General features: G+C 60.4%; 24 protein-coding genes and 1 pseudogene. 12 read left to right on the top strand and 13 right to left on the bottom strand.

The annotated features are described in order from the left end of the window. Positions 1-62: 62 nt before the first annotated feature. Both glcE and glcF read left to right on the top strand, forming a co-directional pair. On the top strand, positions 63-1,277 hold the full coding sequence (glcE, locus tag WA845_RS02070) for a glycolate oxidase subunit GlcE (RefSeq protein WP_337322158.1): 1,215 nt from the start codon (positions 63-65) through the stop codon (positions 1,275-1,277). A gap of 3 nt (positions 1,278-1,280) precedes the next feature. Further along, positions 1,281-2,582 (top strand): glycolate oxidase subunit GlcF, encoded by a 1,302-nt coding sequence (gene glcF, locus WA845_RS02065; RefSeq protein ID WP_112553313.1) that lies wholly within the window; start codon positions 1,281-1,283, stop codon positions 2,580-2,582. A 232-nt stretch (positions 2,583-2,814) separates the two neighbouring features. On the opposite strand, the gene WA845_RS02060 is transcribed toward glcF, so the two are convergent. After that, the gene (locus tag WA845_RS02060; protein ID WP_112553315.1) at positions 2,815-3,474 is read right to left on the bottom strand and encodes an outer membrane beta-barrel protein; all 660 of its coding nucleotides are present in this window, start codon (positions 3,472-3,474) and stop codon (positions 2,815-2,817) included. A 263-nt stretch (positions 3,475-3,737) separates the two neighbouring features. Beyond that, entirely contained in the window at positions 3,738-4,514 is a 777-nt protein-coding gene (locus WA845_RS02055; RefSeq protein ID WP_004440174.1) for a L,D-transpeptidase, read from the bottom strand. 234 nt (positions 4,515-4,748) lie between these two features. Between WA845_RS02055 and WA845_RS02050 the strand changes: the two genes are divergently transcribed. Next, positions 4,749-5,378 (top strand): DNA-3-methyladenine glycosylase I, encoded by a 630-nt coding sequence (locus tag WA845_RS02050; protein ID WP_004440176.1) that lies wholly within the window; start codon positions 4,749-4,751, stop codon positions 5,376-5,378. Then, positions 5,375-5,818 carry a hypothetical protein gene (locus WA845_RS02045; RefSeq protein ID WP_004440178.1) on the top strand — a complete coding sequence of 148 codons (444 nt, stop codon included), beginning with the start codon at positions 5,375-5,377 and terminating at the stop codon, positions 5,816-5,818. Before WA845_RS02050 ends, WA845_RS02045 begins: the two co-directional genes overlap by 4 nt. 14 nt (positions 5,819-5,832) lie before the next feature. Here WA845_RS02045 and WA845_RS02040 read toward each other — a convergent pair whose 3' ends face one another. Further along, positions 5,833-6,876 carry a YeiH family protein gene (locus WA845_RS02040; protein ID WP_004440180.1) on the bottom strand — a complete coding sequence of 348 codons (1,044 nt, stop codon included), beginning with the start codon at positions 6,874-6,876 and terminating at the stop codon, positions 5,833-5,835. A gap of 81 nt (positions 6,877-6,957) precedes the next feature. Between WA845_RS02040 and WA845_RS02035 the strand changes: the two genes are divergently transcribed. Beyond that, the gene (locus WA845_RS02035; RefSeq protein WP_004440182.1) at positions 6,958-7,875 is read left to right on the top strand and encodes a LysR substrate-binding domain-containing protein; all 918 of its coding nucleotides are present in this window, start codon (positions 6,958-6,960) and stop codon (positions 7,873-7,875) included. A 146-nt stretch (positions 7,876-8,021) separates the two neighbouring features. On the opposite strand, the gene copM is transcribed toward WA845_RS02035, so the two are convergent. The 5 genes and pseudogenes from copM to relB all read right to left on the bottom strand — a co-directional run bounded on the left by copM (position 8,022) and on the right by relB (position 10,123). Beyond that, positions 8,022-8,396: a CopM family metallochaperone gene (gene copM / locus WA845_RS02030; protein ID WP_004440183.1), complete on the bottom strand. Its 375-nt coding sequence runs from the start codon at positions 8,394-8,396 to the stop codon at positions 8,022-8,024. A gap of 57 nt (positions 8,397-8,453) precedes the next feature. Beyond that, the gene (locus tag WA845_RS02025) at positions 8,454-8,825 is read right to left on the bottom strand and encodes a hypothetical protein (protein WP_337322157.1); all 372 of its coding nucleotides are present in this window, start codon (positions 8,823-8,825) and stop codon (positions 8,454-8,456) included. A gap of 41 nt (positions 8,826-8,866) precedes the next feature. Further along, a complete protein-coding gene (locus tag WA845_RS02020) occupies positions 8,867-9,631 on the bottom strand; it encodes a hypothetical protein (protein ID WP_112553319.1) in 765 nt (254 codons plus the stop codon). A gap of 6 nt (positions 9,632-9,637) precedes the next feature. After that, positions 9,638-9,906, bottom strand: a pseudogene (locus WA845_RS02015) (type II toxin-antitoxin system RelE family toxin). Next, complete coding sequence (gene relB / locus WA845_RS02010; protein ID WP_004440186.1) at positions 9,890-10,123, bottom strand: type II toxin-antitoxin system RelB family antitoxin; 234 nt, start codon at positions 10,121-10,123, stop codon at positions 9,890-9,892. The pseudogene WA845_RS02015 and the gene relB overlap by 17 nt, the downstream one beginning before the upstream one ends. Positions 10,124-10,357: 234 nt before the next feature. Between relB and hisS the strand changes: the two genes are divergently transcribed. The 3 genes from hisS to hisG all read left to right on the top strand — a co-directional run bounded on the left by hisS (position 10,358) and on the right by hisG (position 13,860). Next, positions 10,358-11,878: a histidine--tRNA ligase gene (hisS, locus tag WA845_RS02005; RefSeq protein WP_112553321.1), complete on the top strand. Its 1,521-nt coding sequence runs from the start codon at positions 10,358-10,360 to the stop codon at positions 11,876-11,878. Between the two features lie 168 nt (positions 11,879-12,046). Continuing rightward, positions 12,047-13,171: an ATP phosphoribosyltransferase regulatory subunit gene (locus WA845_RS02000; RefSeq protein WP_112553323.1), complete on the top strand. Its 1,125-nt coding sequence runs from the start codon at positions 12,047-12,049 to the stop codon at positions 13,169-13,171. Next, complete coding sequence (gene hisG, locus WA845_RS01995; protein WP_004440190.1) at positions 13,168-13,860, top strand: ATP phosphoribosyltransferase; 693 nt, start codon at positions 13,168-13,170, stop codon at positions 13,858-13,860. The genes WA845_RS02000 and hisG overlap by 4 nt, the downstream gene beginning before the upstream one ends. Before the next feature lie 62 nt (positions 13,861-13,922). Here hisG and WA845_RS01990 read toward each other — a convergent pair whose 3' ends face one another. From WA845_RS01990 to groES, 4 genes are all read right to left on the bottom strand, one after another. Next, positions 13,923-14,369: a DoxX family protein gene (locus WA845_RS01990; protein ID WP_004440191.1), complete on the bottom strand. Its 447-nt coding sequence runs from the start codon at positions 14,367-14,369 to the stop codon at positions 13,923-13,925. A gap of 147 nt (positions 14,370-14,516) precedes the next feature. Then, positions 14,517-14,957 (bottom strand): hypothetical protein, encoded by a 441-nt coding sequence (locus tag WA845_RS01985; protein WP_443111962.1) that lies wholly within the window; start codon positions 14,955-14,957, stop codon positions 14,517-14,519. Between the two features lie 920 nt (positions 14,958-15,877). Continuing rightward, entirely contained in the window at positions 15,878-17,512 is a 1,635-nt protein-coding gene (gene groL / locus WA845_RS01980; protein ID WP_004440194.1) for a chaperonin GroEL, read from the bottom strand. Between the two features lie 73 nt (positions 17,513-17,585). Continuing rightward, on the bottom strand, positions 17,586-17,882 hold the full coding sequence (groES, locus tag WA845_RS01975) for a co-chaperone GroES (RefSeq protein ID WP_004440196.1): 297 nt from the start codon (positions 17,880-17,882) through the stop codon (positions 17,586-17,588). A gap of 457 nt (positions 17,883-18,339) precedes the next feature. Between groES and WA845_RS01970 the strand changes: the two genes are divergently transcribed. From WA845_RS01970 to WA845_RS01955, 4 genes are all read left to right on the top strand, one after another. After that, positions 18,340-19,188, top strand: a complete 849-nt coding sequence (locus WA845_RS01970) for a TIGR01459 family HAD-type hydrolase (RefSeq protein WP_004440197.1) — start codon at positions 18,340-18,342, stop codon at positions 19,186-19,188. Positions 19,189-19,245: 57 nt separating this feature from the next. Then, positions 19,246-20,226 carry a bifunctional riboflavin kinase/FAD synthetase gene (locus WA845_RS01965; RefSeq protein ID WP_004440200.1) on the top strand — a complete coding sequence of 327 codons (981 nt, stop codon included), beginning with the start codon at positions 19,246-19,248 and terminating at the stop codon, positions 20,224-20,226. A 280-nt stretch (positions 20,227-20,506) separates the two neighbouring features. Beyond that, on the top strand, positions 20,507-23,410 hold the full coding sequence (ileS, locus tag WA845_RS01960) for an isoleucine--tRNA ligase (protein WP_337322156.1): 2,904 nt from the start codon (positions 20,507-20,509) through the stop codon (positions 23,408-23,410). A gap of 143 nt (positions 23,411-23,553) precedes the next feature. Beyond that, on the top strand, positions 23,554-24,195 hold the full coding sequence (locus WA845_RS01955) for a hypothetical protein (protein ID WP_004440212.1): 642 nt from the start codon (positions 23,554-23,556) through the stop codon (positions 24,193-24,195). Positions 24,196-24,245: 50 nt separating this feature from the next. On the opposite strand, the gene WA845_RS01950 is transcribed toward WA845_RS01955, so the two are convergent. Continuing rightward, positions 24,246-24,704 carry a nucleoside deaminase gene (locus WA845_RS01950; protein WP_004440213.1) on the bottom strand — a complete coding sequence of 153 codons (459 nt, stop codon included), beginning with the start codon at positions 24,702-24,704 and terminating at the stop codon, positions 24,246-24,248. Positions 24,705-24,706 lie beyond the last annotated feature (2 nt).

Below are 24,706 nucleotides of genomic sequence, written 5' to 3'. Positions count from 1 at the left end.
CTTGAGGGGGAGATGCCCGGCAGGGCAGAGGGGGGTATCACTTGCTCGAAGGCAACAATCGCATGCTGACGCCCTACGCGGAAACCCAGGTCGCCGACATCATCCGCGATCATGCCACGCGCAAAACCCCGCTGAAAATCTTCGGCGGCAACACTCGCTCCGGTTTCGGCAATGCGGTGACGGCGGAGACCGTGCTAACCTCCCGTGCGATGAACGGTATCGTTTCCTACGTCCCCGCCGAAATGGTCATGACTGCCAAGGCTGGCACGCCGCTCGCAACTGTCGAAGCGGCGCTGGCAGAAAATCGCCAGATGATGGCCTTCGAACCGATGGACCATCGCCCCATCATGGGCACCCATGGCGAACCGACCATTGGCGGCGTCTTTGCTGCCAATGTTTCCGGTCCGCGCCGCTATGTGGCGGGTGCGGCGCGTGACAGCCTGCTGGGCATCCGTTTCGTTAATGGTAACGGCGAGATCATCAAGGCCGGCGGCCGGGTGATGAAGAATGTCACCGGTCTCGATCTGTCGAAGTTTCTCGCTGGTTCTTTCGGCACGCTTGGGTTCCTCACCGAAGTCACATTCCGCGTGCTGCCGAAACCGCCCGTCGAAAAAACCGTTGTCGTGTCCGGCCTTGATGACGAGGCGGCGACACGCATAATGGCGGCGGCGATGGCGATGAGCGTCGAGGTCTCCGGCGCGGCGCATCTGCCTGAAAGCGTGCGTTCCAGCTTTATCGATGGCGGCTTGCCGGAAGGACCGGCCACCATTCTGCGTCTGGAAGGCCTTGCGGCCTCGGTGGAGGCCCGCACGGCTAAACTCCTGTCGGTCATGGATCGCGTCGGACCCTGGGCGCTGCTGGAGGGCGAGGAAAGCAGTCTTTTGTGGCGGCAGGTCCGGGATGTCGCGCCCTATGCCGGCCAATCCGCCAAGCCGCTCTGGAAAGTCTCGGTAGCGCCTTCGATGGGCCACCAGCTTGTTGCGGCGCTGCGCATGGAGGCAGGCATCGACGCCTTCTATGACTGGCAGGGCGGCCTGGTCTGGATGCAGATGGAGGCGGACCCCGAAGCCGATCTGCTGCGCGGCGCAATCCGTGCGCTCGGCGGTGGCCATGCCACGCTGATGAGGGCGAGCGATGCTGTGCGCGCCAAAGTCGAGGCCTTCGAACCGCGCCCGGCGGCGGAAGCGCTGCTTTCCGCGCGTATCAGGGAAAAGCTCGATCCCGTGGGCATCTTCAATCCCGGCAAGATGGCCGTAACGATGGAAAGGGCCGTCTGAACCATGCAAACATCCTTCACGCCTGAGCAGCTGGCCGATCCACATGTGGCGGAATCCGAGAAAATCCTGCGCAAATGTGTGCATTGCGGCTTCTGCACCGCCACCTGTCCCACCTATGTCACGCTTGGCAACGAGCTGGATAGCCCGCGCGGCCGCATCTACCTCATCAAGGACATGCTGGAAAACAGCCGTCCGGCCGACCGCGAGGTGGTCACCCATATCGACCGCTGTCTTTCCTGTCTTGCCTGCACCACCACCTGTCCCTCCGGCGTGGATTACATGCATCTGGTCGATCATGCCCGCGCCCATATCGAGCAGACGTACAAGCGCCCCTTCATGGATCGGCTGATCCGCAATCTTCTGGTCGGCATATTACCCCATCCTGCCCGTTTCCGGCTGGCCCTGCATCTGGCCCGTCTGGCACGGCCTTTCGCCGGCCTTTTTGCAAAGGCTCCCGCGCTGAAACCGCTGCAGTCCATGCTTGCTCTCGCACCGGCCGCGGTCCCTCCAGCGTCGGCGTCAAGCCGCCCGGGCGCACGACCGGCCGAAGGTGAAAAGCGCGGGCGCGTCGCCATTCTCACCGGCTGCGCCCAGCCGGTGCTTGATCCCGGTATCAATGAGGCGACGCTGCGGCTGCTTACGCGGCTCGGTATCGAGGTCGTTGTGCCGAAAGGGGAGGGCTGCTGCGGTTCGCTGGTGCATCATATGGGGCGGGAGGAAGAGGCGCTGGCTTCTGCTCGGCGGAATGTCGATGTCTGGACGCGCGAGATGGAGAATGGCGGTCTCGACGCCATCATCATCACAGCGTCGGGCTGCGGCACCACCATCAAGGATTACGGCCATATGCTTCGGCTTGATCCGGCCTATGCCGAAAAGGCCGCGCGGGTATCCGCGCTTGCGAAGGACGTTACCGAATATCTCGCCACCCTCGATCTGCCGCAACAGCAAAGCCAGGGGCTGACGGTCGCCTATCACTCCGCCTGCTCCATGCAGCACGGTCAGAAGATCACGCTTGCGCCGAAACAACTGCTGAAGGCGGCGGGTTTTGCCGTGCGTGATCCGGCGGAAGGGCATCTCTGCTGCGGCTCGGCCGGAACCTACAACATCCTGCAACCGGAAATTTCCGGCAAGCTCAAGGCGCGCAAGGTGAAGAACATCGAGGCCACGCGGGCAGATGTCATCGCGACAGGCAATATCGGCTGCATCACGCAGATCGGAACCGGCACGGACATGCCGATCCTGCACACAGTGGAGCTTTTGGACTGGGCTTATGGCGGGCCGAAGCCGGCGAGACTCTCGGTTTAGAACGCCGCGCACCAGTAAAGCCCGTCGTGCATGGGAAAAGTTTCGCCTGAGCGTCGTCGCTCTCGTTTCCTCATCCCTGTGCTCGTCACGGGGATCCAGCCAGTCCTTGGACTGAGAAGATTCTTTCCGTCACGCAGACGCGCATCACCCAGATTCCTGTGACAAGCACAGGGAATGAGGGTGAGGGGATGCCCACCGGCTGCCAGGATGCGCCCCGCTTCCCAAGCCACCACTAGAACTTATACGCCACACCGAAATTCACCGCATTGGTGATGATGTCGGTCTTCAACGAGCCGCCGTTGTCAATATCGACATCGACGAAGGAATAGGTGCCCTTATATTCCACGAAGGTCGACCAGCTGTCGGTGATGCGGTAGCTGAGGCCGGCCTGCGCCTGCAGCGTTGCGCCGCCGAATTGGTATTCGAAAGTCTTGCCCGAGGGGCGGTACACTTCCACATGCGGCACGTTGATGCCGACGCCGGCGCCGACGTAAGGGGTGACCGGCAGGGATTCCAGCGGAAAGCGGTAGAGCGCGTTCAGCGTCAGTAGGTTCAGGCCGTCGGTGAATTCGAAATGCGACCAGCCTGAGCGGGCAAGCGTCTGGTCATCGGCATAGACCTTGTCATGGGTGAAATCGAGCGAGATACCGAAATTCCGGAGCTGACCCTCATCGAACCAGTAGGTGCCGCGCACGCCCCAGTAGGGCGGGTTGGAAAAGGACTTGCCTTCCCATCCGGCGCGGAAATCCGGACCGTCGGAAACTTTCACATCGCTGTGCGGTGCGCTTTGCCAGCCGCCGTAACCGGAAATTTCGAATTCGCCCGCGATTGCGGCAGAGAAGGTAACGCCGCTGAAGAGCAGGGCGCAAACAAATGAAGTATGGCGCGGCATGAAGTGAATCCAGATTGATATCAGTAATTCACCAAACCGTTTTTTGATAACATTTGAATGACAGAAACGAAAAACGGGCGGTCGATTGACCACCCGTTTTAAGGCCGTTCCGTCATCCCCCTGAGAGAGGTTCGGCGCCTGGCGTCCCCCGCCAAGTCTCATTCCGCTGAAGTGAGCCGGATTGTACCGCCGCAGGGCGGCAATTCAAGCGGATAAGCCGATACGCCCGTTCCGAAGCGGCCGGAAAGGCTGAACCGTTGCCGTCATATCACAATGACCTTGGTTCCGACGTTGACGCGCTCATAGAGATCGGTGACATCCTCGTTGCGCATGCGGATGCAGCCGGAGGAATTGTTGCTGCCGATCGTCCAGGGCTGGTTGGTGCCGTGGATCCGATAAAGCGTCGAGCCGAGATACATGGCGCGCGCGCCCATCGGGTTGGCGGGGCCGCCTTCCATGAAGGCCGGCAGGTAATGTCCTTTTGCCGCCTCTCGGGTGATCATTTCCTTCGGCGGGGTCCAGCTCGGCCATTCCGCCTTACGGGTCACCTTGTGAGTTCCAGCCCATTCGAAACCGGGCTTGCCGACGCCGACGCCATAACGCCGGGCCTTGCCATCAGCAAGCACGAGATAGAGGAAACGGTTCGGCGTATCGATGACGATAGTGCCGGGTTTTTCATTGGTCGGATAGGTGACGATCTGCGGCAGGAATTGCGGCGCGATCTGGGTACGTACCGGCGCATTGGGGCGTACGGCGGCATTCTGCACCCGTGCCGGGCGCTGCGATGTGACGCCGGAGCTGGGTCGCTGCGGCATCGCGGCCTGGCGCTGCTGGAAGAACGGCTGGCGTGCGGCAGGTGCGCGCGGATAGACAACGGGGCGCACGTTGCCGCGGCCGCCGAGCTGGGTTACCCATGGCGCAGAAAGATCCGGGCTGACGACGACGGGCGGACGCTCGCGATAACGTTCATTGGCCATGGCGGCAGGGACGGCGAGGGTGGAAACGAGGCTCAGCGCCAGGAAAACGGACTTCATCGTCATCGGGTGGACTCTCTCTGCGGGACGTCGCAACTATGGATTTGCGGGATCATTCTCCCGCTTTGCCGAACACGTTCGCACCTTGACGCCAGCGAATCGTAAATGGCTGTTCATTAAAAAGCGCTTGATTAAGGAAAGCTGATTTTAGGGTTAGCACCCCGTTTTGAAACGTGGTGAATGAGTGGTAAGTGCAGTCTTTAAGTGGTCGCAGGCGGAGTGGAAAAGGTGGTCGCGGAAATGATCGAGGCGGGACTTGAAACGGGCGCGGATGGCCTTGTTCGGTGCTTCTGGCAGCAGGGGCTTGCGGATTACAGCCGATATCACGACGAGGAATGGGGTTATCCCGTCACCGATGATCGCCGCCTGTTTGAGAAAATTTGCCTGGAGGGCTTTCAGTCCGGCCTCTCCTGGCTGACGGTGCTGCGCAAGCGGGAGGCTTTCCGTCTTGCATTCGCCAATTTCGAGTTCGAAAAAGTGGCCGAGTTCGGCGAGGCCGATATCGAGCGCTGCCTTGCCGACAAGGGCATTATCCGCCATCGCGGCAAGATTGTTTCCACCATCAACAACGCCCGCCGCGCCGTGGCTCTGCGGGACGAGTTCGGGTCGCTCGCCCGATATTTCTGGGGTTTCGAACCGGCTGCCGCAGAAAGGCCGCAAAGGCTGGACTATGCGACTTTAAGGGCCAACCCGACCAGCGCCGCCTCCATCCGCCTTTCCAAGGATCTGAAGAAGCGGGGCTGGACCTTTGTCGGCCCGACGACCGTCTATGCATTCATGCAGGCCATGGGTATGGTCAACGACCATATCGAAGGCTGTCATTGCCGCCAGCCGATAGAGGTCATGCGGCGGGAGTTTGTACGTCCATGAAGGTAACCCCCCTTCTCCTGGCGCTTGCCATGGCCATGGCCGCCGTGCCGCACCCCTCCTTTGCGGAAGGCCGCAACGTTGACGGTATCTGGCTGGATGACGGCGAAAGGCTGAAGGAGGTGGCGTTGCCACCGGCCGGTCCGCTGAAGCTCGAGGGCTGGACGCGCCGCGGGCGCGGCGATGTTTATCGTCTGAAGGTGAAGGCAGGGCAGACGGTGAAGGTCGAGCTTGCCGCCTCGAGCGAATTCGTATTGATGGCGATCTTCGATTTTTCGACCCCGGATGAAGATGCGATTTTCTTCAGCGATTCCCAGGGCAAGGTGGCGACGCTGACACCAAAGGCAGATACCGAGTGGTTGATTCGCCCGACGCTCATTCTCGGTTCGCCGCGCCGCGGGCTCGGTGCGCATTATACACTTACTGTCAGCGCCGGCGAATAAAGCCGGAAGCTGGCTCAGGCCGTCTGGGTCAATACGATCAGGCCAAAGCTCAGGATACCCAGCAGCAAGAGAGACAGGCTGGCAGCGAGGATGACCTTGCCGCCGGCGTGGCGAAGGCTGCGGATATCGACCGAAAGGCCCAACGCCGCCATCGACATGATGGTGAGGATGTTTGAGAGAGAGGCGACGGGGGCAAGCAGGACTTCAGGTATGAGACCGAATGACCGGGCCATGATCATCAGCACGAAGCCGATGATGAACCACGGAACCATCTGCTGCAATCTGAGGCGTCCCTTGTCCGACCGGCCGTGGACGACGGAGAGGGTGGCGATGACAGGTCCCAGCATCAGCACGCGGATGAGCTTCACGATGGTGCCGGTTTGCACGGCAATCGCGCCAAGCGGGGCGGTGGCGGCCAGAACCTGCGGCACGGCATAGACCGTAAGCCCGGCGAAGATGCCGTATTGGGTGGCGTCGAGCCCGAGAAGCTGCGGCAGGAATGGCATCAAAAGCACGGCGGCGACACCGAGAACCGCGGTAAAGGCAATCGAGGCGGCGACATCTTCCGGCTTGGCGCCGATGGCGGGGGCCGCAGCGGCAATGGCGGAATTGCCGCAGATGGAATTGCCGCAGGCAATCAACGTCGCGAGCTTGGGCGGGAGGCCGAGCATCCGCCCGGCGGCATAGCTGACGACCAGTGACAGCGCGACGATCAGCGCAATGCCGCCTATCAGCAGACCGCCCGCGCCCTTGAGGATGGACAGGCTGAGTGATGCACCGAGAAGCGCCACGGCGATTTCAAGCAGGGTCTTGGCGCTGAACTTTATGCCGGCGGAAGCGGCTGCGGGCAGAGCCACCAGCGAACGCAGCATGGTCCCGATCAGAATGGCGAGAACGAGATCGCCAAGCCAGGCATGGCCCGCAAGCCGCACCTGAAAGCGCTCCGCCAGAATGGCGGCGCAGCTGACGGCCGCACAGAGGAGAATGCCCGGAAGAAGCGGGGCGAGCCAGCGGAGCGAAAACTGGAAGGGATGAGCAAGGGTGCGATGTTGGGCCATGACCAGACCATGCCGCAGCAGCCTGTTTTATTCTATCAAATAATATGGCATATATTATTCGATAAAATCGAATGAAAAACCATGACCTTTGAGCAACTCCGTATTTTCATAGCCGTAGCCGAACGCGAGCACCTGACAAGGGCTGCGGAAGCCATCGGTCTGACCGCCTCCGCCGTCAGCTCCGCCATCAAAAATCTCGAAGCCTTTTATAATGTCGAACTGTTCCACCGCGTCGGACGCAACATTGAATTGACTGAAAGCGGCCGGGTGTTTCTGGGTGAAGCAAAGGCGACATTGGCGCGTGTGCGCAATGCGGAACTAATTCTCTCCGAAATGGGCGGGCTGACGCGCGGCGAAATCACCGTCTGCGCCAGCCAGACCATTGCGAGCTACTGGCTGCCGCCGATCCTGATGCAGTTTAAGAAGCTCTATCCCGGTGTCACCGTGCGGCTGGATATCGGCAATACCAAGACCGTGACGCAGGCGGTGCTGGACGGTCTTGCGGAGGTGGGTTTCATTGAAGGCAGGATCGATGAGCCGGCTCTGATGGTGCAGCCGGTGGTGTCTGACAAGCTTCTGGTCGTCACGGGCTCCGCACACCCCTTTGCCGATGGCCGTTATCTCACCGCGCTGGATATCCTCTACGGCACTTCATGGGTTCTGCGCGAGCAGGGCTCCGGCACCCGCTCCGCCTTCGAGGCGGCGGTGCGGCAGATGGGCGTGGATCCGGGTGAACTCTCGGTCATGCTTGAACTGCCGTCCAACGAGGCGGTGGTGATGGCGGCACGCTCCGGCGGGGCTGCGACGGCGGTTTCAGCCTCAGTGGCATCCCTCTTCCTGCGGCAAGGCCTGCTCGTTCGCGCTGGTATTGATTTGCCCGCCCGCAACTTCGCTTTGTTGCGCCACAAGGAACGCCACACCAGCCGGGCAGCCATGGAGCTGGAACGCCTCAGCCGCGCGGCATCGGAGGATTACAAGGCCGGTCTTGCGGGGTTATAGTAAAGCGCAGGGTGGCAGGCGGCGTTCGCGCGTTTGCCGTTGTATGAGAAAACTGTCGCAAGTTTCTTCTCCCCGCCGGGGGAAGAAATATGCCGCAAAGTTGCCGGAGGAGCGCCATAGCCGGCGCTCCCCTTCAACAATAGCAATCACTTGCCCCTGGACTTCAGCCAGGCCTTCATCATGGCGATTTCGCCTTCCTGCGCCTTGATCACTTCTTCGGCCAGCTTGCGGATTTCCGGGTCCTTGCCGTATTGCAGTTGGACCTTGGCCATATCGATCGCCCCCTGATGATGCGGGATCATGCCGCGCACGAAATCGACGTCGGCATCACCACTATAATCGATGGCCATATTGCCATGCATCTTTTTGCTGGCTTCCATGAAGGCCTGGGTGGAGGCGCTGTCGCTCATGCTGCCTTTTGACATGTCGTGTCCGGCATGGCCGCCGGCGTCCTGTGCAAAAGCGGGCATGGCGAGAGAGGCCGCAAAAGCGGCGGCGAGCGTAATGGTCTTGATAGACATGGATTATCCTTCCTGTGTCTGACGGATTTTTCGAAAGTCGGTCTGAAAAATCTGCGGTCAGGCGCGGGGAGGCGGTAGCGGCGGCGCGAAAGCCTTGCCGTCAAACACAGTGCCGCGTTGCGGCTTCGGATAGGCGAATGTCATCCGCCCGGCATCGGCAAATATCATTCGTGGAACCACGATCAGGCAGGCGGCGCAGGAATCCGGATGCGAAGCATCGTTGCCGTGGGGGCAGCAACCGCCCGTTCCCGCTTCATGAGCGGCATTCTGCGCAGGCGTTTGAGAACCGTGATCTTGCGGGTGTGATTGGGTATCTTGATGTTTCATCGGCAATTGCGAGCCTGTCGGCATGCTCATCGCCATCTGCGCCGGCATCGCGCCGTAAAGCAGGCAGGCAAGGAACATCAATGTGCGGACCACATGGGACATGATGTGAAGTTACCGCTGAAATTATGGAATAAGCATGACGATCAGGTAAGTTCGCGTGCAATGACGTGGTGCACGATGCGATAATCCTTGCTTTCCTCGCCAAGCGGCGCGAGCGGCCATTCCCATGCAGCGGCGGGCGCGGGAAGCTCAATGCCGTGCAGCAGGTCTTCGTTCTGGTGCAGGCTTCCATCCTTGCCGATGACATCGAAGGCGGTGTCCGTCACGAGGCACACCTTGCAGGGCAGACCGGCCAGCGCATCGAGATGCGTATGAATGAGTTTCGGCAGGAGATCATCAGGCACAGTCGCTATTTTCTGCCGTTCCAGCCGATGCTGTGCACCCGTACCGATCTGCGACAGCAGGTTGGCCGAGACGACAAAATCGAGATAGGGCACCCGCCGCAGGAAATCGAGCGGTTCCGCCGGTCGGTCGGCCATGAGATCATCGAAGCCGGAAAGATCGCGATTGGCGATGCGGACGTTCTTTTTGGCATTGAGCCGCAACTTCGCCTGCACGCTGGCGAGATGTACCAGATCGACCAGAACGACGGTATCGAACATCGCCACCAGCGCCTCATGGGGCACATCCCGCAACAGGCCGGACCCCAGCACCACGGCGGTCCGTCTCTGCTTCAGCTTTCTCGCCGATTGCAGCACGAATTGCCGGCTGTTGTTTTCATGCTCCGCCCAGGCTTTGGCGCAACGGTTGGCGCGTGCCCAGAGATTGACGGAATAGCGGATATGCGGCCGGAATTCTTTCGGCGTGACCGCGCGTGTCGCAGCATATTGCAGGGCTTCGAGGATCATGAATGCCTAACGGTAAATTTCGCGGCGATGGCCGATTTCGACCACCAGCACGACGAGCTTATGATCCTGTATATCGCAGATGATGCGATAATCGCCCACCCGGTAGCGCCAATAATGCCGAGTTCGGAGCCTTGCAGGGCGGCACCAGTCTGGCGGGGATTTTCATTTTGCACCACCCTGTCTGCCAGAAACGAAACGATGCGGTTGGCATCTTGCTTCGCCAGCTTTTCAAGCTGCTTGACGGCGCGGTGCTGGAACTCAATTTTCCAGGTCAAGATTGCGCATCACTTCTTCCAGAGTATAGGTGCGCTCATTGTTTGCGATCCGTCGCCGCGTCGCCTCTTCGGCGAGATAAAGATCTTCCATATCTTCGATATGCTTCTCGATCGCCTCGCGGATATAATAGGCTGATGTGCGTCCGGTGCGCTCGGAAAGCGCCTTCAGACGCTCATAGGTCTCATCCGGGAGGCGGATGGCCGTCTGTTTGCTCATCGCTTGCGTCCTTTCCGACTAAAATGGGATACATGCATCCCATATAGCATCGCTTGTCCTTCGCGGCCAGTAAAACCGGAGCCTTTGCGGCTTGCCGCACAGGGCTTCATCCTCTAAAGCATGTCTCCCAAAAGTGCGCAGCGGTTTTGGGATAAAGACATGCGTAAAAACAGAATTTAAAGCGCGGCGCGCTTTAGCACCGGCATAATTTCAGGAAAATATCGGATCGGCATCATGAGCGAAAAAGCAAAAAAGCCTCAGAAACTGAAAGCCCGCCTGCCGCGCGGCTTCGTGGACCGCTCGGCTGCCGATATCCATGCCACCAACGAGATGATCGACAAGATCCGCAGGGTTTATGAGCTTTACGGTTTCGACCCGATCGAAACGCCGCAGTTCGAATATACCGATGCGCTCGGCAAGTTCCTACCGGACAGCGATCGTCCGAACGAGGGCGTGTTTTCGTTGCAGGATGACGACGACCAGTGGATGAGCCTGCGCTACGATCTGACGGCGCCGCTCGCACGCCATGTGGCTGAAAACTTTAACGAAATCCAGCTGCCATACCGCACCTATCGCGCCGGTTATGTCTTCCGCAATGAAAAGCCCGGCCCCGGCCGTTTCCGGCAGTTCATGCAGTTCGATGCCGATACGGTGGGTGCTGCCGGCGTGCAGGCGGATGCCGAAATGTGCATGATGATGGCGGATACGCTGGAAGCACTCGGCATCAAGCGCGGAGATTACGTTATCCGAGTCAACAACCGCAAGGTGCTCGATGGCGTCATGGAAGCCATCGGTCTCGGTGGCGAGGAAAATGCCGGTCGTCGTTTGAACGTGCTGCGCGCTATTGATAAGCTCGACAAGTTCGGCCCTGAGGGTGTGAAGCTGCTGCTCGGACCCGGCCGCAAGGACGAGTCCGGTGACTTTACTAAGGGTGCCGGTCTCGGTGACGAGCAGATCGAAAAGGTCCTGTTTTTTGTCGGAATCAAGGATTATGCGGCAAGCGCCGATGATCTGGCGAAACTGGTCGCGGGCACCTCGAAAGGCGAGGAAGGCGTTGATGAACTAAACATCATCGGCGCTCTGGTCTCCACTGCCGGTTACGATGCGGATCGCATCAAGATCGACCCCTCGGTCGTTCGCGGCCTCGAATATTATACAGGCCCGGTCTATGAGGCCGAGCTCACCTTCGACGTCACCAACGAAAAGGGCGAAAAGGTCGTGTTCGGCTCCGTCGGCGGCGGCGGCCGTTATGACGGCCTCGTCTCCCGCTTCATGGGCCAGCCGGTTCCCGCCACGGGCTTCTCCATCGGCGTTTCTCGCCTGATGACGGCGCTGAAGAACCTCGGCAAGCTCGGCCAGGTGAAGCCGCTCGCACCCGTTCTCATCACCGTCATGGATGGTGATGTGGAGAGCATGAGTCGTTATCAGCGTTTCACCCAGGGGCTGCGGGCCGAAGGCATCCGCGCTGAAATGTATCAGGGCAACTGGAAGAAATTCGGCAACCAGCTGAAATACGCCGACCGCCTCGGTTCCCCCATTGCCATCATTCAGGGCGGTGACGAGCGCGCCGAAGGCGTGGTGCAGATCAAGGACCTGATCGAAGGCAAGCGCCTCTCCGGCGAGATCGAGGACAATGCCAGCTGGCGCGAGGCGCGTGTGGCCCAGGTCAGCGTGCCGGAGGCCGAGCTGGTGGCAAAGGTCCGCGAGATTCTGGCCGCACAAGCTGAAGATTTGGCGCGGGCGCAAAGTAAGTAACGTGGTGTCAGCCGCTTACCCCCCTCTGTCCTGCCGGACATCTCCCCCTCACGGGGGGAGATCTGCAAGCGGCCGGCGCGGCGTACTCCCACTGATCTCCCCCCTTGAGGGGGAGATGTCACGAAGTGACAGAGGGGGGTATCTCGCGGCGTATACAGGAAATATCCCATGCCCCTGATCGACATGCCGGAGTTTTCCGGAGAGCTACTGGAAGAATTCGCCGCGCGCCGCACGAGTCGCGTGAACACGCCCGTCATCCAGCCTGCGGAACCGTTTCTGGATATGGCTGGCGAGGATTTGCGCCGCCGTATCTTCATGACGGAAAGCGAGACGGGTGAGAGCCTGTGCCTGCGGCCCGAATTCACCATTCCCGTCTGCCTGCGCCATATCGAGACGGCGACCGGCACACCCAAACGTTATTCCTATCTCGGTGAAGTCTTCCGCCAGCGCCGCGAAGGTGCGAACGAATTTTATCAGGCCGGCATCGAGGATCTCGGCGATACCGATATTGCTGCCGCCGATGCGCGTGCCGTCATCGATGCCACCGGGATTCTGCAGCGTCTGCTGCCGGGCCGGGCGCTTGCCGTCACCCTGGGCGATCAACAGGTGTTCGAGGCGGTTGTTGCCGCCCTTGGCCTGCCGCTCGGCTGGCAGAAGCGGCTGGTACAGGCCTTCGGTGACATGGCGCAGCTTGACGCGTTGCTGGAAAGCCTCATGCATCCCAAGCCGATGACCGGGCTCGACGCCCGCGTTGCCGGGCTATTGGCGACCGGGGATGAGGCGGTGCTGGTCGATTATCTCGATACGGTGATGCAGGAAACCGGCTACTCCACCAATGCAAGCCGTTCACCACAGGAAATCGCCCGCCGCCTGCGGGAAAAACTGGCCCTTGCGGCCACACGTCTACCGGATGACAGCTTTGCGCTGCTGAAGCAGTTCCTCGCTTTGAAGGCGCCTCTGCCGCAGGCCTCGCAGGTTCTGGCCGATTTTGCTGCAAAGGCGAAGCTGAAACTGGACGGGGCGCTTTCCGCTTTCGACAAACGTGTCGCAGCTCTTTCTAACGCGGGCGCTGACCTCGAAACCGTCACCTATGGCGCGGCCTTCGGTCGTCCGCTCGACTATTATACCGGCCTTGTTTTCGAGGTGGTGGAAGCGGGTGGAGATAGTGTTCTCGCCGGTGGCGGCCGTTTCGACCGGCTGCTGACGCTGCTCGGCGCACAGGAAAAAATCCCGGCCGTGGGCTTCTCGCTCTGGCTGGATCGCATCGAAACGGTGCGCGGGAGTAAGCCATGATCACCATCGCATTGCCCTCCAAGGGCCGGATGAAGGAAGACTCCTCCGCCGTTCTGGAACGCGCCGGGCTGAAAGTCGCTGCCGTCGGCAATGATCGTTCCTATCGGGGCCGCGTCGAAGGGCGCGACGATATCGAGATCGCCTATCTGTCGGCGTCAGAAATCGCCCGCGAGATCGGCGCCGGCACGGTAGATTTCGGCGTGACCGGGGAGGACCTTGTGCGTGAAGGGCTGACCAACGCCGATGCGCAGGTGGAATTCTGCGCCCGTCTCGGTTTTGGGCATGCCGACGTCGTGGTCGCCGTGCCGGAAATCTGGCTGGATGTGGACAGCATGGCGGATCTGGGTGATGTCGCTTCGGAGTTCCGCGCCCGCCATGGTCGAAGGCTCGCCATCGCCACCAAATACTGGCGGCTGACGCAGCAGTTCTTTTCACGCCAGCACGGCATCCAGCTTTACCGCATCGTCGAAAGCCTCGGTGCCACCGAAGGCGCGCCGGCGGCGGGGCAGGCGGATATCATCGTTGATATCACCTCCACGGGTTCGACGCTGAAAGCCAACCATCTGAAAATTCTCTCCGACGGTATCATCGTGCGTTCGGAAGCCTGCTTTGTCCGCGCCCGCAAACCGGAGCACGACGGCGATGGAAGGATTGAGGAGATAGCGTCGCGCATCAGGGCGGCGGTCTGAGCATCAAAACACAAAAGCCGCTGGATCGCTCCAGCGGCTTTTTCGTTGGCGGGACGCCTGAACTAAGCGTGAGCCAGAGCGACGCCGCGCTTTGCATCGACGGAATAGGCGCCGGGACCGAAGGCGGCGAGCAGGATATAAGCGCCGGCCAGGGTGATGTTTTTCATCAGCATGATGCCGTTCAACGCATTGATCCAGCCAAGCGCCGGGTCAGGCCAGCCGGGAACGGCAACGGTGCCGCTGTGGAAAACGAGGCCGGTGAAGACGCAGAAGACGGCAAGCGCCCAGGCGGCGATTTTCGTCTGGAAACCGACGAGAATGGCAAGGCCGGTCACGAGTTCGAAGAGGCCTGCGAGATATGCAAGCGCGGTTGCGGCAGGCATGCCGGCACCGGCGATCATGCCGGCCGTACCGGCCGGATCGGTAAGCTTGCCGAAGCCGGCATAGATAAAGATGAAGGATAGCAGAATGCGGGCAATAAGAACGAGAACGTTCTGGCTGCTGGACATGGAAATCTCCGGTAAATGATCGGCGTTTCGCCGGTTGGGGCAATGTCTGGAGATATCAATGACTGAAAATCATTCGCCCATAAAGATGAACAACAGAAGACGAATTGTCTTTATTTTGTGAACGATGGTGAAACCGGAAACAGGATATCAGGCGGCGAAGCGCATGTCTTCGAAACGGGGAAACAGGAACAGTCCCGTGATACGACCGGGCTGGCCATCTTCAAAATTGAAGGATTCACCCATGCAGATGACCGGTTGCCGCAGGGCCGGCAACATCGAGATGCCGGTTGAAAAGCAGAAACGCGAGGGGGCGGAAGAAGCCTGTTCGAATAGTTCCAGCACCCGGGCGTGGTCAGCGCGGTCGTAACAGCGGACGAGGCTGAGCAGGCCGCATTCACCCGGCGGCAGGCCATGCATGAAAGATGCGTGTTCGCCGAGCCGGATGACACCGCTCGAAAGCTCACTGCTCCATTCTTCCGAAATGAAGAAACGCGCCAAAGTCCGTGGATCCGGTGTGGTGGGAGCCGCCGCGGGCAAAGCATCGTTGCGTCTTGATATTTCGAACAATTCGCTCCCCCGTATGAACATCGCGCCGGCGCCGCTTTTGAAGCGTTATCGCCGGGTCGAACTTCCACCGCCATCCGCAGTCGGACGTATCTGCCAGGCATCGAAACCCCTTCAATGCTTGCGTCCCGTCGCGGCACCCTTACGGGGGCTGCTTATAGTTTATTTTCTTCTACCTACAACAACCAGTCAGTGAGAAATATAAAAATAATATGTATTTCTTCTTCAAAACCGCGAGACTTGTGAAAAGCCACAACTAAATAGCGTACTTAGAGGTCACTTGGCGCCGATATCGAGTCCCGTGGTGACGATGATTCGCAGAAGCGCCACCGCAATATTCCACGGGTCGCAAAAAACGGCTGGACAAATGCGGCGCTGTTCCAAAACGGGACAATATTTGAGCCCTTCCGCGTGGGCCTTCGAAATTGTGCAACCGGTTGATTTTACGAGGCATCTCTCTGGGAAGTGCCGACGTTCTGCTCAGTCTGGCGTCGAGCTTCATAGACGCGCCCCTTTTTCTTCGGCCGGGAAACAAGGCCGATCCGACGAGTGCCGTTCCTTATCCCGATGACAGGACTGATTAGAAGTCCATGCCGCCCCGTCTGGCGCGCTGGCGACGCTGGACCACTCAAGGGGCATGGGCGGCCAAAGAAAAAGGGCGATCCGAAGACCGCCCATTCATTATTCCGATGACAGAACTGGTTAGAAGTCCATGCCGCCCGTCCGGCGCGTTGGCGACGCCGGACCACTCAAGGGGCATGGGCGGCCAACGAAAAAGGGCGATCCGAAGACCGCCCTTTCATTATTCCGGTGACAGGCCTTATTAGAAGTCCATGCCGCCCGTCCGGCGCGCTGGCGACGCCGGACCACTCAAGGGGCATGGGCGGCCAACGAAAAAGGGCGATCCGAAGACCGCCCTTTCATTATTCCGGTGACAGGACTGATTAGAAGTCCATGCCGCCCATGCCGCCGCCCGGCATTGCCGGCATCGGAGCGTCCTTCTTCGGAAGCTCGGCGATCATGGCTTCGGTGGTGATCAGCAGCGAAGCAACCGAAGCTGCGTTCTGCAGAGCCGTGCGGACAACCTTGACCGGGTCGACGATGCCGAGCTGGATCAGGTCGCCATATTCGCCGGTCTGGGCGTTGTAGCCGTAGTTGTCTTCGTTCTTCTCGAGGATCTTGCCAACAACGATGGAAGCTTCGTCACCAGCGTTGTCTGCAATCTGGCGAACCAGAGCCTGCAGGGCGCGGCGGATGATGTTGATACCAGCTTCCTGGTCGTCGTTTTCGCCCTTGACGGCGATCTTCGTGGACGAACGCAGCAGAGCCACGCCACCACCAGGCACGATGCCTTCCTGAACAGCAGCGCGCGTCGCGTTGAGAGCGTCGTCGATGCGGTCCTTCTTTTCCTTCACTTCGACTTCCGTCGAACCGCCAACGCGGATAACGGCAACGCCGCCAGCGAGCTTGGCAAGGCGTTCCTGCAGCTTTTCGCGGTCGTAGTCGGAGGTGGTTTCTTCGATCTGGGCCTTGATCTGGGCAACACGACCTTCGATGTCGGACTTCTGGCCGGCGCCGTCAACGATCGTGGTGTTTTCCTTGGAGATCGAAACCTTCTTCGACTTGCCGAGCATGTCGAGCGTAACGTTTTCGAGCTTGATGCCGAGGTCTTCGGAAATGACGGTACCGCCGGTCAGGATGGCGATGTCTTCCAGCATGGCCTTGCGGCGGTCGCCGAAGCCAGGAGCCTTGACGGCAGCGATCTTGAGGCCGCCACGCAGCTTGTTGACGACGAGCGTTGCAAGAGCTTCGCCTTCGACGTCTTCAGCGATGATGACGAGCGGCTTGCCGGTCTGAACGACAGCTTCGAGAACCGGCAGCATGGCCTGGAGGTTCGAGAGCTTCTTTTCGTGCAGGAGGATGTAGGCGTCTTCGAGGTCAGCCACCATCTTTTCCGGGTTGGTCACGAAGTAGGGCGACAGGTAGCCGCGGTCGAACTGCATGCCTTCGACGACTTCGAGTTCGGTTTCAGCGGTCTTGGCTTCTTCAACGGTGATGACGCCTTCGTTGCCGACCTTCTGCATTGCTTCAGCAATGTCGAGACCGATCTGACGTTCGCCGTTTGCGGAGATCGTGCCGACCTGCGCAACTTCTTCAGAGGTGTTGATCTTCTTGGCCTTGGCCTGAAGGTCCTTGACGACTTCAGCAACGGCCAGATCGATACCGCGCTTCAGGTCCATCGGGTTCATGCCAGCAGCGACTGCCTTGGAACCTTCGCGAACGATGGCCTGGGCCAGAACGGTCGCTGTGGTGGTGCCGTCACCGGCGATGTCGTTGGTCTTGGAGGCAACTTCGCGAACGAGCTGTGCGCCCATGTTCTCGAACTTGTCTTCCAGTTCGATTTCCTTGGCGACCGAAACGCCGTCCTTGGTGATGCGCGGAGCGCCGAAGGACTTGTCGATAACGACGTTACGACCCTTCGGGCCGAGGGTTACCTTCACTGCATCAGCAAGAACGTCGACGCCCTTGAGCATCTTTTCGCGTGCTGTGCGGCCGAATTTTACTTCTTTGGCTGCCATTTTCAAAACTCCTGGTTTCGAATGGCCGGACGGGGTCCGGCTTGAAATTTAAGGAAGGATGGGGTGGCCGAAATCAGCCGATGATGCCCATGATGTCGGCTTCCTTCATGATCAGAAGGTCTTCGCCGTTGAGCTTGACTTCGGTGCCCGACCACTTGCCGAACAGAACGCGATCGCCAACCTTGACGTCGAGAGCGACGACCTTGCCGGCTTCGTCACGTGCGCCGGAACCGACGGCGACGATTTCGCCTTCCTGCGGCTTTTCCTTGGCGGTGTCGGGAATGATGATGCCGCCCTTGGTCTTTTCTTCGGACTCAACGCGACGAACAACGACGCGATCGTGAAGCGGGCGGAAATTGGTGCTTGTCATTGTCTAATCCCTCGATCAAATGACTGCGCGAGCTTTTGGAACTCGCCTGATGGGTGTTAGCACTCTCGTTTATCGAGTGCCAGCGGAACCGAGATAAGGAGGGCTTCTTCCGGAGTCAAGAACGCCCTGTCTGAAAAATTTCATGGCTTATGGTTACCAGCGTTCCATGACAGGAATTTCTATGTCTGCGCGATGCTATGAAGCTTCACATCGGGAGGCTGGAAGGCTCGAAAAGCGCGCCGCTGTCTTCCTCAGGCTTGTCCCGGGAATATGATCTGACAACGCATTGATTTTCGTGACGGGTTTGGACGCGCGGTGCAAGCCTGAGGATGACGTCGAGTGTGACGCGCCATTCCGTTCAGTCCGAAGCCCGGACCGGCGGCGCTTTTTTCCTTGCCATCGGCGCCCCGCTTTGCGATGTGACGCACACACTCTTCTCGCATCCGGAAAGCATCTCATGGCCCACCGCATTCAAACTCTCGGCGAAATCACTGATGGGTTCGACGTTATCCTGTCGGATGTCTGGGGCGTGCTGCACAATGGCGTCAGCGCCTTTCCGGACGCGGCCATTGCCCTGAGAAGCGCGCGCGAAGCCGGCAAGACCGTGGTTCTCATCACCAATTCACCGCGTCCCGCGCCCGGCGTCATCGCCCAGCTGCGTGTGCTCGGCGTGCCCGACGAGGCCTATGACCGCATCGTCACCTCGGGCGATGTAACGCGTGGCCTGATCGCGGAAGGCCCCAGAAAAGTCTTCCTGCTGGGACCGCAGCGGGATATGCCGCTGTTGGAGGGTCTCGATGTCGAGGTGGTTGGCGAGGCCGACGCGGACTCCGTGGTCTGCACCGGCTTCTTCGACGACGAGACGGAGACGCCGGAGGACTATACCGAAATGCTTAAGGGCTTTATTGCCCGCAACGTGCCGATGATCTGCGCCAACCCGGATCTGGTGGTGGAGCGCGGCGAGCGCATCATTCCCTGCGCCGGCGCCATGGCCGCCTATTACGAACAGCTTGGCGGCGAGGTTCGCATCGCCGGAAAGCCGCATGCGCCGATCTATGAGGCCTGCCTTGCAGCGGCCAAGGAAGTGCGCGGCGCCTTCGCCAAGGATCGCGTTCTCGCCATCGGTGACGGCATGCCGACGGATGTGAAGGGCGCGATTGCGAGCGGTCTCAACCTTCTTTATATCAGCGGCGGTATTCACGTCGCCGAATATACGCTGAACGGCCAGACGGACGAGGCGCTTCTCAATGCCTATCTCAAGGGGCAGGGCGCTTCACCCGGCTGGTGGATGCCCCGACTTGCCTGAGGACGCATTTCCACGTCTCCCCTCGGGAGTAGCTGGCGCTGGAATGGATCGACTGTCATGACCGTCTTTCACCGCAATGAAAAAAAAGAGCCGCTGCCCGAAGCTCTTCGTGGCGGCGTCGTCGCCATCGGCAATTTCGATGGCGTGCATCGCGGCCACCGGGCCGTGCTGGATCGCGCGCTGGAACTGGCGGAAGCCCGCGGCGTCCCCGCGCTGGTGCTGACCTTCGAGCCGCATCCCCGTTCCGTGTTCAGGCCCGATACGCCGGTCTTTCGCCTCACGCCTGCGCCATTGAAGGCGCGCATCCTTGAGGCCATCGGTTTCCGCTCGGTCATCGAATATCCGTTCGACCGCGAGTTTTCGCAGCGCTCGGCGGAAGAGTTCGTCCAGTCCATCCTGATTGACTGGCTGCATGCGAGCGCCGTCGTCACCGGTTTCGATTTCCATTTCGGCAAGGGCCGGGAAGGTGGGCCGGCATTCCTGATGGAAGCCGGAAAACGCCATGGCTTCGATGTGACGCTAGTGGACGCTTTCCGCGACGAGGGCGCGGATGTCGTCTCTTCCAGCCGGATACGCTCGCTTCTGTGCGAGGGTGATGTGGCGGGCGCCGCAGGCCTGCTTGGTTACCGTTTCACGGTGGAAAGCGAAGTCATCGGCGGCCAGAAGCTTGGCCGCACGCTGGGTTACCCCACCGCCAACATGGCGCTGGCGCCGGAAACGGAACTGAAGGCCGGCATATATGCCGTCCGCTTCCGCCGACCCGATGGCTCGATCCGCGACGGCGTGGCGAGCTTCGGCTATCGCCCGACCGTCACGGACAACGGCGCAGCGCTGCTCGAGACATTCGTCTTCGATTTCTCCGGTGATCTTTATGGCGAGGTCTGTTCGGTCTCTTTCTTCGGGCATCTGCGCGATGAGTTGAAATTCGATGGTCTCGATCCGCTCGTGGCGCAGATCAAGCGGGATGAAGAAGAGGCGAGGGCGATGCTGTCGGGTGTGCAGCCGCTGAGCGAAGTGGACGCGAAGATCGCGTTTTGAGCAGGCTGTGGGGCATGTCCTTATTCGCCCGCCCCTTGCCGTCGCTTTTCTCTTCCTTTTTACCGGAAAACCGCATAAACAACCGGCCATGTCCCAATACCGGTTGAAATTTGCAGTTCAGATTGGCCGAATTATTGGCCCGGCCTTCCGCCCGCTCTGAGAGAGCCGGAAGGTCCGGGATTTTGGCGCTTCTGTGACAGACGGACGTGGCGCTTTCCGACTTTGCCCTCTTTGCAATTGATATGGCGCGGCCCGCACGGCGCGCAACAACGGTATGATCATGAGCGACACCGCAGAAAAACTGGACTACTCCACCACCCTCTATCTTCCGCAGACGGATTTTCCGATGCGCGCCGGCCTGCCGCAGAAAGAACCGGAAACGGTGAAGCGCTGGCAGGAAATGGGTCTCTACAAGAAGCTGCGCGCCTCGGCCGCCGGCCGCGAGAAATTCGTGCTGCATGACGGCCCGCCCTATGCCAACGGCAACATCCATATCGGCCATGCGCTGAACAAGATCCTGAAGGACGTCATCACCCGCTCGTTCCAGATGCGCGGTTACGACGCCAATTACGTGCCCGGCTGGGATTGCCATGGCCTGCCGATCGAATGGAAGATCGAGGAAGCCTACCGCGCCAAGGGCAAGAACAAGGACGAGGTTCCGGTCAACGAATTCCGCAAGGAGTGCCGTGAGTTCGCAGCCGGCTGGATCAAGGTCCAGTCGGAGGAGTTCAAGCGCCTCGGCATCGAGGGTGACTTCGAAAACCCCTACACGACGATGAACTTCCACGCGGAAGCCCGCATCGCCGGCGAACTTTTGAAAATCGCCAAGAGCGGCCAGCTTTACCGCGGTTCCAAGCCGATCATGTGGTCGGTCGTGGAGCGCACGGCGCTGGCGGAAGCGGAAGTCGAATATCATGACGTCGAGAGCGACACGATCTGGGTGAAGTTCCCGGTCGTTGAAGGCTCTGCCGAGCTTGACGGCGCTTCCATCGTCATCTGGACGACCACGCCGTGGACGATCCCCGGCAACCGCGCCATCTCGTTTTCGTCGCGCATCGCCTATGGCCTTTATGAGGTCACGGCGGCGGCCAATGATTTCGGACCGCAGCCGGGCGAAAAGCTCGTCTTCGCAGACAAGCTGGCAGCCGAATGCTTTGCCAAGGCGAAGCTCGAATTCACACGCCTGCGCGATGTGAAGGCGGAGGAGCTCGCCGCTGTTACCTGCGCCCACCCGCTGGCATCGCTGGGTTACACCTTCCCTGTTCCGGTTCTCGATGGCGATCACGTCACCGACGATGCCGGTACCGGCTTCGTGCACACAGCCCCCGGCCATGGCCGCGAGGACTTTGACGCGTGGATGGCGCAGGCGCGCGATCTGGAAGCGCGCGGCATCTCGTCCAAGATCCCGTTCACGGTCGGCGATGACGGTTTCTACACCGAAGACGCCCCCGGTTTCGGCCCATCGGCCGAAGGCGGTGCCGCCCGTGTCATGGACGATAACGGCAAGAAGGGTGACGCCAATGACCGCGTCATCAAGGCGCTGATCGCGGAAAACAACCTGTTCGCCCGCGGCCGTCTGAAGCACAGCTATCCGCATAGCTGGCGCTCCAAGAAGCCTGTCATCTTCCGCAACACGCCGCAATGGTTCGTCTATATGGACAAGGAACTGGGCGACGGCACGACGCTGCGCTCCCGTTCGCTTTCCGCCATCGACCAGACCCGCTTCGTGCCCGCTTCCGGCCAGAACCGCCTGCGCGCCATGATCGAAGGCCGCCCGGACTGGGTTCTGTCGCGCCAGCGCAGCTGGGGCGTGCCGATCGCCGTCTTCGCCGACGAGAAAGGTGAAGTTCTGGTCGACGAGGCCGTCAACGCCCGCATCCTTGAGGCTTTCGAGGCCGAAGGCGCGGATGCCTGGTTTGCCGAAGGCGCCAAGGAACGCTTCCTTGGCAATGACCACGACCATGCCAAGTGGCAGCAGGTCATGGACATCCTCGACGTCTGGTTCGACAGCGGCTGCACTCACACCTTCACGCTGGAAGACCGCCCGGACTTGAAGTGGCCGGCGGATGTCTATCTCGAAGGCTCCGACCAGCATCGCGGCTGGTTCCATTCGTCGCTGCTCGAAAGCTGCGCGACGCGCGGCCGTGCGCCTTACAATGCCGTTGTGACCCACGGTTTCACCATGGACGAGCAGGGGCGCAAACAGTCGAAGTCGCTCGGCAACGTGGTTGCTCCGCAGGAAGTCATGAGCCAGTCGGGTGCCGATATCCTGCGCCTGTGGGTGATGACCACGGATTACTGGGAAGACCAGCGCCTCGGCAAGGCCATCATCCAGACCAATGTCGATGCCTATCGCAAGCTGCGCAACACCATCCGCTGGATGCTCGGTACGCTCGCCCATTACAAGGGTGAGGAGATCGCCTATGACGATCTGCCGGAGCTGGAAAAGCTGGTGCTGCACCGCCTGTCCGAACTGGATGGCGTTGTTCGCGAAGGTTATGACGGCTTCGAGTTCAAGAAGATCACCCGTGCGCTGATCGACTTTGCCAATGTCGAGCTTTCGGCCTTCTATTTCGACGTCCGCAAGGACACGCTGTATTGCGACGCGCCGTCGTCACTGAAGCGTCGCGCGGCCCTGTCGGTCATCGCCAAGCTGTTCGATTGCCTGGTGACGTGGCTTGCCCCCATGCTGCCCTTCACCACGGAAGAAGCATGGCTGTCGCGCTACCCGGATGCGGAGTCTGTGCATCTCGCCCAGTTCCCGGAAATCCCGGCAAACTGGAAGAATGATGCGCTGGAAGCGAAGTGGGAAAAAATCCGCAAGGTCCGCACCGTCGTGACGGGCGCGCTTGAAGTCGAGCGCCGTGAAAAGCGCATCGGTTCTTCGCTGGAAGCGGCTCCGGTCGTCCACATCGCCGACGCCGATCTTCTGGCCGCGCTGAAGGATCAGGACTTCGCCGAAATCTGCATCACCTCGGCCATCACGGTTGTGGGTGACGAAGGCCCTGCCGACGGTTTCCGCCTGCCGGAAGTTCCGAAGGTCGTGGTCGAGCAGAAGCTCGCGGAAGGTGAAAAATGCGCGCGTTCGTGGCGCATCACCACCGATGTCGGCTCCGATCCGGATTATCCCGATGTCTCGGCGCGCGATGCGGCCGCCCTGCGCGAGCTTGCGGCCCTGGCATAATGAAAATGGCCGGATGAATTGCGCTTTGCCTCTTCATCCGGTACACCTGCCTGAAAATGGCCGGATTTACAGGGCAATGCGGGGCTGCCGCCTGCCGAAAGACGATGTCTGGCGAAGTGGGACGGACGGCTGGAAGGGTTTCAATGAAGACGATGCAGGGTAATGCGCAGGGTTTGGGCATGTTTCGCACGGTGGTTGGCGTCACGACGATAGGCGTGCTGCTCGGCGCGTGCACGAGCCCGACCTACGGTACGGGCAAGACGGCAGCCGAACAGCTTGTCGACGATCTCGGCAACGCAACCTCGATCACCGGCGACCAGACCAAGCGCAACCTGAAATATGGTCCTCGCCCGGGCCTCGTCGTTCCCGCCCAGGCCCGTGCCGAGCAGCTGGCTCAGCCGCAGCAGAACATGGCGAGCCGTGAAAACAACCCGCAATGGGTCGAATCGCCGGAAGAAACCCGCGAACGCCTGCGCGATGAGGCGGATGCCAACAAGAACAACCCGCATTATCGTTCGCCGCTGCTCGCCGGCAACGGCACCGCCGGTCAGATGACGGAAAGCCAGAAGTGGGAAGCCTTCCGCAAGGCCAAGGCCGAAGCCCAGGGCGGCTCTGTGGTCAACGCCCAGCGCAAGTTCCTCACCGATCCGCCGGCCGAATATCGCAGCGTTCCGCAGGATCAGCTGACCGATCTCGGCGAGCCGGAGCAGAAAAAGGAAAAGCGCCGCAAGAAAGAAGCGGCAATGGCCGGCACCGGCAAGAGCTGGTGGAACCCCTTCCAGTAATGGCGAATGGTTGATGGCTGGCGGGAAGGCTTACGTCTCCCGCGAGTCGCTCAGTCGTCGAGACGTTTCCCGCGGAAAAATTGCCGCAGGATGTCAGCACTTTCACTCTCCGCCAGTCCCGAATAAACATCCGGCGCATGATGGCATGTCGGCTGGCTGAAGAACCGCACGCCACTCTCCACTGCACCGCCCTTCGGGTCTTGCGCGCCATAATAGAGCCGACGGATACGGGCAAATGAAATTGCCGCCGCGCACATGGTGCAAGGCTCCAGTGTCACATAGAGATCGGCACCGGGCAGGCGTTCCTGTCCCAGCGCCTCGCAGGCCATACGGATCACGGCGATTTCAGCATGCGCCGTCACATCGTTCAATTCACGGGTGCGGTTGCCGGAACGGGCGATGACGCGACCGTCCAGTACCAGTACGGCGCCGATTGGAACCTCCTGCCGCTCGCCGGCGGCACGGGCTTCCCAAAGCGCCAGCTCCATGAAATGCGTCCTTTCGGCCATTG

The sequence above is a fragment of the Agrobacterium sp. CMT1 genome (genome assembly GCF_037203725.1).
GTDB lineage: Bacteria > Pseudomonadota > Alphaproteobacteria > Rhizobiales > Rhizobiaceae > Agrobacterium > Agrobacterium pusense.
The sequence above is the reverse complement of the archived record's forward strand: the minus strand, read 5'-3'. Positions and strand labels throughout refer to the sequence as shown.

Bases quoted from the DNA above. Each gene is read 5' to 3' on its own strand.
- glcE (WP_337322158.1), top strand. From the start codon at position 63: ATGCTGACGCCCTACGCGGAAACCCAGGTCGCCGACATCATCCGCGAT.
- glcF (WP_112553313.1), top strand. From the start codon at position 1,281: ATGCAAACATCCTTCACGCCTGAGCAGCTGGCCGATCCACATGTGGCG.
- WA845_RS02060 (WP_112553315.1), bottom strand. From the start codon at position 3,474: ATGCCGCGCCATACTTCATTTGTTTGCGCCCTGCTCTTCAGCGGCGTT.
- WA845_RS02055 (WP_004440174.1), bottom strand. From the start codon at position 4,514: ATGACGATGAAGTCCGTTTTCCTGGCGCTGAGCCTCGTTTCCACCCTC.
- WA845_RS02050 (WP_004440176.1), top strand. From the start codon at position 4,749: ATGATCGAGGCGGGACTTGAAACGGGCGCGGATGGCCTTGTTCGGTGC.
- WA845_RS02045 (WP_004440178.1), top strand. From the start codon at position 5,375: ATGAAGGTAACCCCCCTTCTCCTGGCGCTTGCCATGGCCATGGCCGCC.
- WA845_RS02040 (WP_004440180.1), bottom strand. From the start codon at position 6,876: ATGGCCCAACATCGCACCCTTGCTCATCCCTTCCAGTTTTCGCTCCGC.
- WA845_RS02035 (WP_004440182.1), top strand. From the start codon at position 6,958: ATGACCTTTGAGCAACTCCGTATTTTCATAGCCGTAGCCGAACGCGAG.
- copM (WP_004440183.1), bottom strand. From the start codon at position 8,396: ATGTCTATCAAGACCATTACGCTCGCCGCCGCTTTTGCGGCCTCTCTC.
- WA845_RS02025 (WP_337322157.1), bottom strand. From the start codon at position 8,825: ATGTCCCATGTGGTCCGCACATTGATGTTCCTTGCCTGCCTGCTTTAC.
- WA845_RS02020 (WP_112553319.1), bottom strand. From the start codon at position 9,631: ATGATCCTCGAAGCCCTGCAATATGCTGCGACACGCGCGGTCACGCCG.
- relB (WP_004440186.1), bottom strand. From the start codon at position 10,123: ATGAGCAAACAGACGGCCATCCGCCTCCCGGATGAGACCTATGAGCGT.
- hisS (WP_112553321.1), top strand. From the start codon at position 10,358: ATGAGCGAAAAAGCAAAAAAGCCTCAGAAACTGAAAGCCCGCCTGCCG.
- WA845_RS02000 (WP_112553323.1), top strand. From the start codon at position 12,047: ATGCCCCTGATCGACATGCCGGAGTTTTCCGGAGAGCTACTGGAAGAA.
- hisG (WP_004440190.1), top strand. From the start codon at position 13,168: ATGATCACCATCGCATTGCCCTCCAAGGGCCGGATGAAGGAAGACTCC.
- WA845_RS01990 (WP_004440191.1), bottom strand. From the start codon at position 14,369: ATGTCCAGCAGCCAGAACGTTCTCGTTCTTATTGCCCGCATTCTGCTA.
- WA845_RS01985 (WP_443111962.1), bottom strand. From the start codon at position 14,957: ATGTTCATACGGGGGAGCGAATTGTTCGAAATATCAAGACGCAACGAT.
- groL (WP_004440194.1), bottom strand. From the start codon at position 17,512: ATGGCAGCCAAAGAAGTAAAATTCGGCCGCACAGCACGCGAAAAGATG.
- groES (WP_004440196.1), bottom strand. From the start codon at position 17,882: ATGACAAGCACCAATTTCCGCCCGCTTCACGATCGCGTCGTTGTTCGT.
- WA845_RS01970 (WP_004440197.1), top strand. From the start codon at position 18,340: ATGGCCCACCGCATTCAAACTCTCGGCGAAATCACTGATGGGTTCGAC.
- WA845_RS01965 (WP_004440200.1), top strand. From the start codon at position 19,246: ATGACCGTCTTTCACCGCAATGAAAAAAAAGAGCCGCTGCCCGAAGCT.
- ileS (WP_337322156.1), top strand. From the start codon at position 20,507: ATGAGCGACACCGCAGAAAAACTGGACTACTCCACCACCCTCTATCTT.
- WA845_RS01955 (WP_004440212.1), top strand. From the start codon at position 23,554: ATGAAGACGATGCAGGGTAATGCGCAGGGTTTGGGCATGTTTCGCACG.
- WA845_RS01950 (WP_004440213.1), bottom strand. From the start codon at position 24,704: ATGGCCGAAAGGACGCATTTCATGGAGCTGGCGCTTTGGGAAGCCCGT.